A 13,057-nucleotide genomic window follows, 5' to 3' on the forward strand; every position below is an offset into this window, starting at 1 on the left:
GTCAGGTGTGGGGGTGTTGGACGGGATGCCGGTTTTATGTGAGTGGGCGTCTGGGGGATGCCGGTTTTATGTGAGTGGGCGTCTGGGGGAGGGTGCCTGATGTGTGTGGGCGTTAGGCGGGGCGGGCTTCGCTCAGCTCGAGGCGGCTCCGGTATTCCACGGCTTGCTTGGTGATGGGGTCGACGAAACGGATGCCGCGAGCCAGCAACTGCAGCGGTTTGGAATAGTCGTCCGGGGCCTTGTCCAGGAGTTTGGGGTAGAAGGCGTCGTTGACTATCCCCAGCCCGAGCGACGCCATGTGCACCCGGAGTTGGTGGGTCTTGCCGGTGTGCGGCTCAAGCCGGTAGAGCGCCCGGCGAGCTGCGCCGCCGTCGTCAGCGCCGCCGTCGAACGTTCTCAGCAACTCGATGCGCGTCTCGGTGTTCGGTTCGCCGTCGACGACTTCGGCGAGGAGGTAGCTGCGGGACTTCGTCATCCGGTTGCGGACGACGGCGGGGAACTCGACGCCGGCATAGCCATCGGCAGGTGCCGCGGCCGAGACGCACTCGTACTCCTTCTGCACTTGCCGCTTCTCGAAGAGCACCTGGTACTTGCCGCGCGTCTGCGGGTTGGTGGAGAACAGCAGCACCCCGGCCGTCATGCGGTCGAGCCGGTGCATCGGGATGAGGTCCGGCAGGTCCAGCTGGTTCCGGAGCCGGACCAGCGCCGACTCCTGGATGTAGGTTCCGCCGGGCGTGGTGGGCAGGAAATGGGGCTTGTCGACCACGAGAAGGTGCTCGTCCTGGTGCAGGATGTTGATCTCCACGGGCATTCGCGTCTCGGGCGGGAGCGTGCGGTAGTACCAAATGAAGGTGTGTTCTTCGAGCCGGGTGGTCCGATCGAGCGGCGCGCCGCCCTCGCCCACGATCTCGCCGGCGTCGAACCTGTCCTCGATTCCCTGGGGGTCGATATGGCCCCAACGGTGCATCATGTAGTCCATGGCGGTGTCCCACGGCCCCTCGTCCGGGAGGCGCAGGCGGGTGGCGTTCACGCCGTCGCGCACGGGCAGGGGGGATTGCATCACCGGTCCATTCTACCGGGGGCGACCTGGCTCCCCGCCCGTTTCGACGGTTCCCTGCACGCTCGACGTCCGAAAGCACCTAGCCTGCAGGGAGCCGTCTAAATGGCCAACGGACAAGAAAAAACTTATTGACAAGAAAAGTTGTCGGTGAGCACAATGGAAGCATGTTGGACATCGAAGTGATCGAGGACCCCGCCGCGGCGGAAGCGTCGCTGGACCCGATCCGGACCCGCATCCTGCAGGAGCTGGCCGAGCCCGGTTCTGCCACGCAGTTATCCGTCAAAGTGGGCCTGCCCCGGCAGAAGGTCAATTACCATCTCAAGGCCCTTGAGCGGCATGGGCTCGTCGAGCTTGTGGAGGAGCGGAAGAAGGGCAACGTCACCGAACGCGTTGTGCGCGCGACGGCGGCGTCGTACCTGATCTCGCCCGTGGCACTCGCGTCCGTGGCACCGGATCCGCGACGCTTCGCGGACCGCTTTTCCGCCTTCTGGCTCCTGGCGCTCGCCGCCCGGACGGTCCAGGAGATGGGCAAACTGATCGCGGGGGCGGCCGCGGCCAAGAAGAAACTAGCCAGCTTCGCGATCGACGGCGAAATTACCTTTCGCTCGGCGTCGGACCGTGCCGCTTTTGCCGAGGAACTCGGCGTCGCGGTGACCCGGCTCGTCGACAAATACCACGACGGTGGAGCCAGCGCGGCGGCGGGCGGCGCACGCAAGCACAGGCTCGTCGTCGTACTCCACCCCGCACTCAAGGCAAGCAAACCGCACTCTCCAGAAAAGGAACAGGACAATGACTGACAACCGTGAATTCAAAATCGTCGCCGACACCGAACTGCCCGGCACACCTGAACGGGTCTGGCAGGCGGTTACGAAAGACACTTCGGCTTGGATGTTCCCCACCGATCAATGGCCGGCGGTGAACACCGTGGAGGAATACCCCAATCACCTCGTGTCCCGGATGGAGGGGCCCGACGGCTGGTTCAACCAGCTGGAGCACGTCCTGGAACCGCTCGACGGCGGCCGGGCCAAACTGCACTATGTCCACAGCGGCATTTTTGCTGACAACTGGGACGAACAGTACGACGGCGCCAGCAAGCACACCGAGTTCTACTTGCACACCCTGGGCCAGTACCTCCGGTACTTTGACGGTAAGCCCGTGATCTTCACGGACATCCAGGGACCTGCCGCCTCGCAGACCCCCGAGGGGTTTATACAGCTGAAGAAGGCCCTCGGTGTGGATGGCGTTGCGCAGGGGTCCCCTGTTGAGGTGGACGTCGACGGCGTGGGGCGGCTGAGCGGGGAACTCGACTTCTCCAACCAGCACTTCCTGGGCCTGCGAACGGCTGATGCCATGTACCGCTTCTTCGGCCGCAATTCCTTCGGTGCCCCGGTGGGCATGACCGTGCACGATTTCAGCGGTAGCGGCGATTCCGAGCTGACCGCCAAGGCCTGGGGTGCGTTCCTGGAGAAGGTGTACGCCTAAACCCGCGACGCGCTACGCGACTGCGGCGGGTTCCTTGGGAGCCTTCAAGGTCGTTCGGAGCTGCGGCGACGCGTCGATCCGCGCTTGGGCATCGCGCAATGCAAGCACCGCCGTTTCGAGCTGGGCCGGCGCGAGCGTGTACGGGACGCGCATGAAGTGTTCGAAAGCTCCGCCCACGCCGAAGCGCGGCCCGGCCGCCAGCCGCAGGCCGAAATCCGGGGCGACGACAGTGAGCGCGGTACTCGACGGCGTCGGCAACCTGCACCATGCCGTCAGCCCGCCGCTCGGACGTTCCACGTTCCACTCGGGCAAATGTTCGGCCAGTAGTCCGAGGAGCGCTTCCCGGTTCCGCCGCAGCTTCGCAAGCCTGGCGTCCAGCGGTTCGGCGAAGGCCCTGAGCAACCGGGCGGCGGCCAATTGCTCGACGACGGGCCCGCCCAAGTCCATCGTAGTCCGGACCTGCACGAAGCGGCTGATCAGGTCCTCTTCGGCGCGGATCCACCCGGTCCGGAGCCCAGCCCAGTGCGATTTGCTGAGCGAGCCGATGGTCACCACGGCCGGACTGAACGCCGCGAGCGGTGAGGTGTTGACGCCGTCGAGGTTCAGCTCCCGCAGCGTTTCATCGACCACCAGGACAGTTCCCGTCCCCGCCGCCTCGCGGACCAGGCGGCGGCGCTGGAGGTTGGACATGATCCGCCCTGTGGGGTTGTGGAAGTCCGGAACGATGTACGCCATGGCCGGGCGTTGGTGGCGCATCGCCGCCACCATGCCGTCGATATCCCAGCCGCCCGCCGTCGGCTCCGCGGCCGGCGCCGTGCCACCGCCCGACGTCGGCCCCGCGGCAGGCGGCATCGGCACCGGAACTGTGCGGGAGCCCGAAGCCCGGATTGCGTCGAGGGCATTGGGGTAGCTGGGGTGCTCCACGAGGACCTTCTGTTGGCGCCCGGCGAGTGTCTTCAGGATGATGTTCAACGCGTGCTGGGCACCGGAGGTCACCAGTATCTGCGCGGCCGTGGTGGGTATGCCGGCCGCCGTGTAGCGCTCCGCGATGGCTTCCCGGAGGGGCGGGAGGCCGACCGCGTCGTAGCCAAAACCGGGCAACAGTGCCGGCAGGTCAATCAACGCATCAGCGAATGCCCGGTGCACCACCTCGCCCGTGGCCGGCAATGAAGCATAGGCGAGGTCGAGGATCCCCTCCGGAACGGCCAGGCCCGGTCCGCTGACCGGAACCGCCCGGTGCGGAATCCCCGTGCGGCCGCGGCTGCCCTGGCCACCGCTGAGGAATCCCTGTTCGCGCAGGCTGGCGTAAGCGGCGGTGACGGTGGTCCGGCTGACGCCCAGTGCGACGGCAAGCGCCCGCTCACTGGGCAGCGCGACATCGAGCGGGATCCGCCCGTCCATCACCAGAAGGCGCACGACGTCGGCAAGCTCGCGATAGGCGGGAGCGGTGCCAGCGTTCCATGGGCCGAGGAGACGGACCATGGCCGAGGGGTTAAGGGATCCGGGCATAAGACCAGTATTGCAAACTGGCTATGGAAAGCAATGCCAGTTTTCGGCGAGCATGGTTTCATGATGACTCGCAGAATCACCCAGCTCCTGATTGGCCTCGCGTTGTATGGGCTCTCCCTGGCCATCTTCATCCGGGCCGGCCTTGGCCTGGACCCTTGGGATGTTTTCCACCAAGGCGTGGCGACGAAGATCGGGTGGAGCATCGGCACGGTCGTCGTGGTGGTCAGCTTCCTGGTCCTGCTCCTCTGGATCCCGTTGCGGCAGATGCCCGGCTTCGGAACCCTCGCCAACGCAGTTTTGGTGGGTGTCTTCGCGGATGTAGGCCTGGCCCTGATCCCTGCGTTCTCGCACCTGGGTGGCCAGATCGCCATGCTCGCCGGCGCCGTGGTGCTCAACGGCATCGCCTCGGCTTGCTACATCGGCGCGCGCCTTGGCCCGGGCGCCCGCGACGGGCTCATGACTGGTCTTGCTCGCCGCACCGGGTGGTCGGTGCGTTTGTCCCGGACTTTGATCGAGGTTGTTGTGCTCGGTGTGGGTTGGCTGCTGGGCGGATCCGTTGGTGTGGGAACCGTTGTCTACGCCTTGGCCATCGGTCCGCTGGTTCAGCTCTTGCTGCCCCTGTTCACGGTTCCGGCGAGGGCTTCCCAGGCTGCTTCCGAGGCGGTGCCGGCCGCTCCGTGACACCGATTCTTCCTGGCGACTCGCTGAATTCCTGACGCTCCCGGAATTCCGGGGGCGTCAGGAATTTTTCGTAGCGTCAGAAAATTTCCGTGGCGTCAGGCGGGCGCCCCGGGCTGGCACTGCGGGCAGAAGTAGATGATCCGGTCTTCCATCCCCGACGCCGGTCCCAGCACCCCGCGGCGAATCGGTGTACGGCAGCGAAGGCACGGCTGGTGCTCGCGGCCGTACACCCAGTAGCCGGAGCGGGGCATCCCCCGTACTCCAGGAAATGCGGCGCCACGGGTGATCCTTCGCCCTGGTCCCAGATTGGCCTCGAGCAGGACCTTCGCTTCCGCGAGCATCGCCGGCAGGTCCGGCACGGCCGATACCGGCGCGGCCGGATGCACCCCGGCCAGGAAACACGCCTCGCAACGGTAGATATTGCCCAGCCCGGCAAGGTTCCGCTGGTCCAGCAGTGCGATGCCAACCGGTGTGTCCGGCGCGGCCAGCAGCCGACGAACGGCCTTTTCCGCGTCCCAGTCCGGCCCGAGCAGGTCCGGGCCGAGGTGTCCTACCACCCGGGACTCATCCGGGGTCGGAATCACTTCCAGGATTCCCAGGGAAAAGCCGACGACGTCGGCCGTCGCCGTGCGAAGGACGCACCTTGCCGTGTGGCCGGGCTTCCTCCAGCGGCCGCCGGGGGCATAGACCTGCCAGCTTCCTTCCATTTTCAAGTGTGAATGGATGGTCAGGGCGCGGCGGGGCGAAACCCCCGCCGCCGAACCGGCGTCCGCCGAACCGGCGTTCGCCGCGGCGTCGTCCGCGGCATCCTCCGCCGGCTCTAGCAGCCGCATGAGCAGGTGCTTTCCCCGTGGCACCACCTCGGACACGGTCCATCCGGCTAGGTTCAGCGTGGCAAACCTGGGTACCCGGAAGTCCGAGGAGAGCAGCGTCTGTCCGGCGAGGGCCTTGTGCAACTCCGCGGCGGCCCGCCAGACCGAGTCGCCTTCAGGCACGGATCCGCAATCCCTTCGGCGTGGAGTACGCCCCGGCAGCCGCTAGCGCAGTAGCCACGGGTGTGTCCAGAAGGTCATGGCCGTTGACCTTCTCCATGATCAATTTGTCCACGGCTCCCCGGCGGACTACTCCCACCAAAGCAGTAGCGGCAGCCGCCAGGACGGCGTCGTCATCGCTGAAGACGAGCAGGGTTTTCCCTCCGCGTTCGACATATAAGGCCAAGGCGCCGTCGACCATAACCACCAAGGCCCCTGCTTTCCGCCCGGGACGGTGACCCGATCCTGCGTCGACCGCCAAGGCAGGCCATGGGAGCGCCGCGCCGTACGGGTTGGCGGGATCCGTTGCGGCAAGGGCCAACGCGACCGGCTCGGCCTTGGCGAGTTGAGCGTCTTCCGTGAAGGAACGCAAACGGTCCACCGTTGCCGGCACGGCAAATTGCGCGGCGCCGAGGTGCTCGATGAAGTAGCCGCGCCGGCACCGCCCGGCCTCTTCGAGCCGGGCGAGGACCTTGTACATCAGCCCGAATCCGCCCAGGATGTTCTCCACCATGACGGAGCCGCGGGTCACGATGCCGTACCTGTCGAGGAGTAGTTCGGCGGTGCCGCGCGCATGGATGGTGGGGTCGAGTTCAGGAGACGGCAACGCGGACCAGCGCCCGACGGCGAGCGGGGGAGTGGGAGCCGTCGCTGAGCCATAACGTCCGCCCGTGAGTCCTGGCGATCCCATCAAGCCCGTGCCGTGCGAGCGTCCGAGCCTGCCCATGCGCAGGGACCTGGCCCGTGGAGCCCGGGCGGGCTGTTTGTGGGCAGTACGGCCGCCGGCAATCATGGCGCGGACGGGGGCAAAAGTATCGCCGGTGATGCGTCCGGCCCAGACGAGATCCCACAAGGCGGCCACCACGGCGTCGTCGCTGAGGACAGCATCCATGCCGCCCGCGACCTCGGTGAGTTGCCGGAAGAAATACGCGCCCCCGCCGGTCTGCAGGTATTCCAGGAGGCGCAATTGCGCGTCGCCGGGCTCGAAATCAGGGTCCGGGTTGAGCGTCAGTTCCGCGGCCTCGGCCACATGGAGGCTGATCCAACCGTCGTTCCCGGGCAAGGATCCGGCTCCGGACCAGAGGATCTCGCCCGCGGCCATGAGTTCGTCCAGCATGGCTGGCTGATAGTCGGCGATCCGGCCGGCCAGCACCAAAGGCTCCCACGCCGACGCCGGCACAGGCACGCCGGAGAGCTGATCGACCACCGTCATGATCCCGTCCAGCCCACGCAATGCCGGAGCCCCGCGGGAGCGGCCGGCGGTGGGCACGGAGACGTTTTGCCATGCGGGGAGGAACCGGCCGTACGCTGCGGCGTCCACCGGCTCTACTTCGGCCCGCAACGCGGCAAGCGAACGACGCCGGAGCTTGCGCAGCACTTCGGAATCGCACCACTCGCTGGCCGGCGGAGCCGCCGGAAGCTCCGGAGCCGCCGGAAGCTCCGGAGCTACGGGGGCTTCCGCACCAGGTCCGGAGTCAGGCGCAGTAGGGTGCGGCCGGAACTCGCCCTCCACGACCCTGCCGTCTGCCGCCAAACGCTTCAGCGCGGTGCCCACGACGGCGACACCCAGTCCCAGCCTCGTCGCGGCCTCCTCGGCCGTGAAGGGTCCGTGGGTCCGGGCGTAGCGGGAGACGAGGTCGCCGAGCGGGTCGTTGACCGGTTCGATGAAGGCGAGGGGAACGCCCATGGGCAACGGAACGCCGATAGCGTCCCGAAGCCGGGCCGCGTCCTCGATGGCCGCGAACCGTTCCACCCCCCCGAGGGTGACCGTGAGGGCGCGGTTGGCTTTCCGCAGTGCGGCTAGGTGCGATGCGGCCGCAAGCTCTGTGGACGCATCCATCTCCGGTGCGGGCGCCTCCGAGGAGGGTGCTACCGCGTCCTCGGATTGCAAACGGGCGGCCACTTCTTCCACACTCAGGGGTCCGAGCAGGCGCAGCAAGTCCGCAACGCCTTCCATGCCCCGCACCCGCCTGTCCGGTGCCAACCGCTGGAGCTCCAGCTCGGTGGCCTCAATGACCTTCGCGTCCAGGAGCTCGCGCAGTTCCACCCTGCCCAGGAGCTCGTTCAGGAGCGTGGAATCGAGCGCCAAAGCCGCGGCCCTGCGTTCGGCGAGCGGTGAATCGCCCTCGTACAAGTACTGCGCCACGTAGCCAAAGAGCAGCGACTTGGCGAAGGGGGAGGGCTGCTGCGTGGTGGTTTGCACCAAGCGCAGTTCCCGGCGCTCGATCGAGGCGGCAATGTCCTTCAACGCGGGCAGATCGTAAACGTCCTGCAGGCATTCGCGCACGGTCTCAAGGACGATCGGGAAGGAAGGGTATTTCTTGGCGACATCCAACAACTGCGCCGAACGCTGCCGTTGCTGCCATAGCGGCTGCCTCTTCGCCGGATTCTGCCGCGGCAGCAGTAGGGCGCGGGCGGCGCACTCACGGAAGCGGGACGCGAACAACGCGCTGCCGCCCACCTCCGCCGTCACGATCTGCTCGAGTTCCTCGGGGTCGAAAAGGAACAATTCGGCTCCGGGAGGTTCGTCCTCCATCATCGGCACGCGCAGGACGATGCCGTCGTCTGCTGCCATGGCGGATCCGTCCAGCCCGTAGCGCTGCTGTAGCCGCTGCCCGACGGCGAGGGCCCACGGCGCGTGGACCGGCATCCCGAAGGGGCTGTGCAGCACTACCCGCCAGTCACCGAGCTCGTCGTGGAACCGCTCGACGACGAGCGTCCGGTCGTTCGGAACCACTTCGGTGGCTTGTTTCTGCTCAGCCAGATACTGGATCAGGTTCCGGGCAGCGTAGTCGTCCAGCCCGCTGGCTTCGCAGCGTTCCAGCGCTGGCTCTTGGTCCGAGGCGGAGAGCTCACGCACGAATGCTCCGAGCGCCCGGCCAAGGTCCACTGGCCTCCCGAGGGAATCGCCCTTCCAGAACGGAAGTTTCCCGGGCTGGCCGAAGGCGGGCGAAACAAGGACGCGGTCATGCGTGATGTCCTCGATCTTCCAGCTGGTGGCGCCCAAGGCGAAGACGTCGCCAACGCGTGATTCGTAGACCATTTCTTCGTCGAGCTCGCCGACGCGCCGGCCGCCTTTGGCAGCGCGCGACGCCGGACTGGGCTCCTGTGCCGATGCCCCACCGCCGGAGCCGGAACCGGCCCCTCCCGAACCGGAACCGGAACCGGTACCTTCGGTTTCCGTGCCGATGATGTAGACGCCGAAGAGCCCGCGGTCGGGGATGGTTCCGCCTGAGGTCACAGCGAGGCGTTGAGCTCCCGGACGCCCTTCAATGGTGCCGCCGTTGCGGTCCCAGACGATGCGTGGCCGGAGTTCGGCGAATTCGTCGGAGGGATACCGGCCGGCCAGGAGGTCCAAGGTGGCTTCGAAAGCGGACCGGGGCAACGTGGCGAACGGAGCGGAGCGGCGCACGGTGGCGAACCATTCCTCGACGTCGATGCTTCCCAGTGCGGTGGCGGCGACCGTTTGTTGGGCCAGGATGTCCAGGGGGTTGGCGGGAATATGGAGGCGTTCGATCTTCCCGCTCAGCATCCGTTCCACAGTGATGGCCGTGTGGACCAGGTCCGCCCGGTGCTTGGGGAAGAGCACGCCCTCGGAGATCTCACCGACTTGGTGGCCTGCCCGGCCGACCCTTTGCAGTCCGCTGGCCACCGATGGGGGCGACTCAACCTGGACCACGAGGTCCACGGCACCCATGTCGATGCCGAGTTCCAGGGATGATGTGGCAACAACGCACCGCAGCCGGCCGGACTTGAGATCGTCTTCGATGAGTGCCCGCTGGTCTTTGGACACGGATCCGTGGTGTGCGCGGGCCAGGACCGGATCGGCCCCGCTCGTGCTCCCGGCTTGGGCCATCATGTGCGCTGGGGTCGCCGTGGACGCGGGCGGCCCGAAATCAGGTACCGAATCCACGGCAGCGGAAAACACATCCACCGCCATGAGCTGGCGTTCCGCGAAGATCTCGTTCAACCGGGCGGTGAGTCGCTCCGCGAGCCGCCGGGAGTTGGCAAACACAATGGTGGACTGCTTCGAGAGGACGAGGTCAACGATCTTCTCCTCGACGTGCGGCCAAATGGACGCTTGCGGTTGCAGCCCTGAGGCTGGTCCGGAGTCGAACGCGCCGGCGGCTCCCGCGAGGTCCGACATGTCCTCCACAGGTACGCTGACCACCAGGTCCCAGTTCTTGTGCGACGGCGGCGCGACGATTTCGACGGGTGCCGAGCCCGCGAGGAATTGCGCGACGAGCTCGCGCGGCTCCACGGTGGCCGAGAGGCCGATCCTTTGGGCAGGTTTCGGCAGCAACGCGTCAAGCCGCTCCAATGACACCGCGAGGTGCGCGCCACGCTTGGTTCCTGCCACGGCATGGACCTCGTCGACGATCACGGTGTCCACTTCGCTCAGCGTCTCCCGGGCCTTCGATGTCAGCATGAGGAACAACGACTCGGGCGTGGTGATGAGGATGTCCGGCGGGTGGCTGAGCAGCGCGCGGCGGTCCGCCGTCGTCGTATCTCCCGACCGGACGCCGACGCTCACCAGCGGGGCCGGCAACCCGAGCCGCTTGGCGGTCTGCGTGATACCGATCAGGGGAGAGCGGAGGTTCCGTTCGACGTCGACGCCGAGCGCCTTGAGGGGTGAGATGTACAAGACGCGGGTCTTGCGCTTAGGGGATTTGGCGCGTCCGCGGGCGGGTGTGTCCTCAAGCCCCGGAAGGGCGTCCGCCGAAGAGTCCGGGGCCACCGACAGGAGCCGGTCCAGCGCCCACAGGAAGGCTGCGAGCGTCTTGCCGGAACCGGTGGGCGCCACGACGAGTGCGTGCGATCCGGAAGAAATAGCCTTCCATGCACCGTCCTGGGCAGGGGTGGGCGTGGAGAAAGCACCGAGGAACCATTCGCGCGTGGCGCGGCTGAAGCGGTCCATGGCCGAATTGCCAGGACCGCCCGGTACCTCCTGTTCCTGCATTCCTCCATCATGCCTCACGGCACCGACACAATAAGGGACAGCCCACAAGAAGGAACAGGAGGCAATGCGGATCAGGGGCTAGGCCCCCGGCCGCCCTACCCCGCTTGGAACGCCTGGACGGTCAGGAGATTGATATTGGTGTTGCTGCAGGCTGTTTGTTGTTGCGGGATGAACAGCGAGGCAGTGTCGCCGGGTGGGTAGACCCGGAAGCCGGCGGCCGGGACCTGGGTGCACTCGGGGTAGTTCCCGGCCTGGGTGTACCGGAGTTGGGCGAAACCGGACTTCCCCGGTTCGAGAAGTACTTGTGCCACAGGCTGGGAGGCGTCGCGCGCGGCAGCCGCACCGATCGGATCACCGGTGGGCCCGGACGTGAGCGACACGCCCGGGAAGCCATTGAGGATGCAGGGTTGGGAACCGGAGTTGGTCAGGATGAGCTTCATGTAGACGCTGCCGGCCGCTCCACCCCCTTTGGAGTCGAGCGAAGCCGTCAGCGAGTCCGACTTGCAGAGAGGGGTGCCGGATGCCGTCGTGCCCGTGCTCGACGGTGTGGTGCTGCCTGTTGGGCTAGAAGTAGCCGAGGCCGAAGCCGACGGCGTGGGCGTTGCCGTGGCCGACGGCGACGCCGAAGCCGTGGCGTTGCTTACGGCTGAGCCCGAGGGCTGGGCCTGGCTTTGGAAACACCCTGAGAGCAGGAATACCGAGGCTGCTGCCATCGTGAGCAGGAGACCGTTCTTGACTCGCATATTCGTCATGCGCACAGCATTTCGTCGTCGTATGCCGGAGTCAACTGCGGCGCGGCAGGGGCGCCGGATTGGCGTCCGGATCGTAATGTTCCGGACGCCAACCCGGCCGACCCGTTACTTGGCCTCGGAAGCCTTCGCGTTACGGCTGCGGAAGAATGCCGCGCCACCCAGCCCCAGGCCTGCCACGCCGGCGATCAAGCCGGCCCAGCTGCGAGCCTGCGAGCCGTCGTCGGTCACGGAAGCTGCTTGCTCCGTGGAGATTGAAGCCGCCATGTGGCCATCGGCCGCGGGTGCACCCGCGGCGGCACCCTCGGCCGTGACCGCCACCGACGGAGCCGGGGCCTTGAGCGAGTGCGGGTCCTGGCCGTCCTTCGGAATTTCAGCCCAGTTTGTCTGCCCTTGCTCGCAGCTCTGGAGCGTGGGGAAGTAGAGGGTCTTGCCGGCTGTGTCGGGCAGTTTCACGGACAGCACCAGGGCATCGCGCAGGTGCGGGTCCAGCGGGGTCTTGGCGGTGTACACAACTTGGCTGGTGCGCTTGGTGATCGATGTGCCGTCGGCCAGCTTCTTGGGTTCGGGGAGCGTCTGCGTCACCTTCTCCACTGTCCAGTTGGGGTTCACCGTGGGCGTGGCGTCCGTCAGTTCATCCGGCAAGTTGATGGTCACCTTGGTGGTGCCCGAAGCGTCGCAGCCGTGGGGAACGCCGAAAGTCAGCAAGGCGTACGAATTGGCCGTGGTTTTGTCCGGGTTGATGGACACATGGGCAGATGCGCCAGCGAGGCCGGCCATCATCAGTGCGGCGGTGCCGCCGGCGATTGCGGTGGCCGAGACGGCGCGGCGGAGGGAGGACTTGTTCATGGTTGTTGCCTTTCAACGGGCGGCGCGAAGGCGCGCCAAAGTGCGGGGATATGCCCGCCACCGGTAGAAGGCGGTGCCGGGCGGAGTCAGGAGGGTACGACGACGGCGGGCGGCCCGCGTCTGCTGTCCTGCCTGAGGTTCCGCCAGGGACGGGGGATGAATACGGCAGGCTCGCTCAACACGACAGCTGAGCTGCCGGCGTCGGGCCTGAAAATCAGGCGGAGGAGCTGCAGGAGCGGACGGAGCCACGCAGCGAGCTGCCACAGTGCCTGCTCGCCCTTGGCCAGGAGCAAAGCCGAAGCAGCCGTCGCGAGGGCGTGCCCTGCCAACATCAGCCAGCTAAGCGGAGTGTCCGCCTCATGAAAATGCACTGTTTCCGCTCCCAATGGCGGTGAAAGGTGCTCCGCGGCCAAATGGTGTGCCGGCGACCCCGGGGCCGGGACAGTGAGCGGACCGAACGCCGTGAATGCCTGGTGCAGGACCAGCTGGCCGACTCCCAGAAGCGCGGCAATGACCGGGAATCCGAGCTTGGACCGGGTGGCAAGAGTGGTGGCGAGCCCGGTCAAGGCGAGGACGGCCAACAGGACCGGAGCGACCGGAAGCGCGCCGCCGGAGAGGACGTGGGCGGCTGCGGCGAGTGCGACAATGGCGACCGCCAAGGCCCCCGAACGCATGGCATGGAAGGGCGTCCGGGCATGCGATGCGCGCACGGGTCCCTCCCTCTGTAGCGTTCAAG

The 13,057-nt window shown here is 67.0% G+C and carries 10 protein-coding genes; 3 read left to right on the forward strand and 7 right to left on the reverse strand.

Going from position 1 to position 13,057, the window contains the following annotated elements; translation table 11 throughout:
- Positions 1-112: 112 nt before the first annotated feature.
- A complete protein-coding gene (locus L0B83_RS17795) occupies positions 113-1,060 on the reverse strand; it encodes an RluA family pseudouridine synthase (protein ID WP_234759914.1) in 948 nt (315 codons plus the stop codon).
- Positions 1,061-1,224: 164 nt separating this feature from the next.
- On the opposite strand from L0B83_RS17795, the gene L0B83_RS17800 reads away from it, so the two are divergent.
- Positions 1,225-1,857 (forward strand): ArsR/SmtB family transcription factor, encoded by a 633-nt coding sequence (locus tag L0B83_RS17800; RefSeq protein ID WP_234759887.1) that lies wholly within the window; start codon positions 1,225-1,227, stop codon positions 1,855-1,857.
- Entirely contained in the window at positions 1,850-2,542 is a 693-nt protein-coding gene (locus L0B83_RS17805) for an SRPBCC family protein (protein ID WP_234759888.1), read from the forward strand. Before L0B83_RS17800 ends, L0B83_RS17805 begins: the two co-directional genes overlap by 8 nt.
- Positions 2,543-2,554: 12 nt before the next feature.
- Here L0B83_RS17805 and yczR read toward each other — a convergent pair whose 3' ends face one another.
- Positions 2,555-4,051 (reverse strand): MocR-like transcription factor YczR, encoded by a 1,497-nt coding sequence (gene yczR / locus L0B83_RS17810; protein WP_234759889.1) that lies wholly within the window; start codon positions 4,049-4,051, stop codon positions 2,555-2,557.
- A 60-nt stretch (positions 4,052-4,111) separates the two neighbouring features.
- On the opposite strand from yczR, the gene yczE reads away from it, so the two are divergent.
- Positions 4,112-4,732: a membrane protein YczE gene (gene yczE / locus L0B83_RS17815; protein ID WP_234759890.1), complete on the forward strand. Its 621-nt coding sequence runs from the start codon at positions 4,112-4,114 to the stop codon at positions 4,730-4,732.
- A 95-nt stretch (positions 4,733-4,827) separates the two neighbouring features.
- Here the strand turns inward: yczE and L0B83_RS17820 are convergent, their stop codons facing one another.
- From L0B83_RS17820 to L0B83_RS17840, 5 genes are all read right to left on the reverse strand, one after another.
- On the reverse strand, positions 4,828-5,727 hold the full coding sequence (locus L0B83_RS17820) for a DNA-formamidopyrimidine glycosylase family protein (RefSeq protein WP_234759891.1): 900 nt from the start codon (positions 5,725-5,727) through the stop codon (positions 4,828-4,830).
- Positions 5,720-10,723 (reverse strand): DNA glycosylase AlkZ-like family protein, encoded by a 5,004-nt coding sequence (locus L0B83_RS17825; protein ID WP_234759892.1) that lies wholly within the window; start codon positions 10,721-10,723, stop codon positions 5,720-5,722. The genes L0B83_RS17820 and L0B83_RS17825 overlap by 8 nt, the downstream gene beginning before the upstream one ends.
- A gap of 95 nt (positions 10,724-10,818) precedes the next feature.
- Entirely contained in the window at positions 10,819-11,475 is a 657-nt protein-coding gene (locus tag L0B83_RS17830) for a DUF4232 domain-containing protein (RefSeq protein WP_234759893.1), read from the reverse strand.
- 105 nt (positions 11,476-11,580) lie between these two features.
- Positions 11,581-12,321, reverse strand: coding sequence for a YcnI family copper-binding membrane protein (locus L0B83_RS17835; RefSeq protein WP_234759894.1), 741 nt, complete (start codon positions 12,319-12,321; stop codon positions 11,581-11,583).
- Between the two features lie 86 nt (positions 12,322-12,407).
- Complete coding sequence (locus L0B83_RS17840; RefSeq protein WP_234759895.1) at positions 12,408-13,031, reverse strand: hypothetical protein; 624 nt, start codon at positions 13,029-13,031, stop codon at positions 12,408-12,410.
- Positions 13,032-13,057: the final 26 nt, after the last annotated feature.

The sequence above is a fragment of the Arthrobacter alkaliphilus genome, from assembly GCF_021483235.1.
In the GTDB taxonomy this organism is placed as follows: Bacteria; Actinomycetota; Actinomycetes; order Actinomycetales; family Micrococcaceae; genus Arthrobacter; species Arthrobacter alkaliphilus.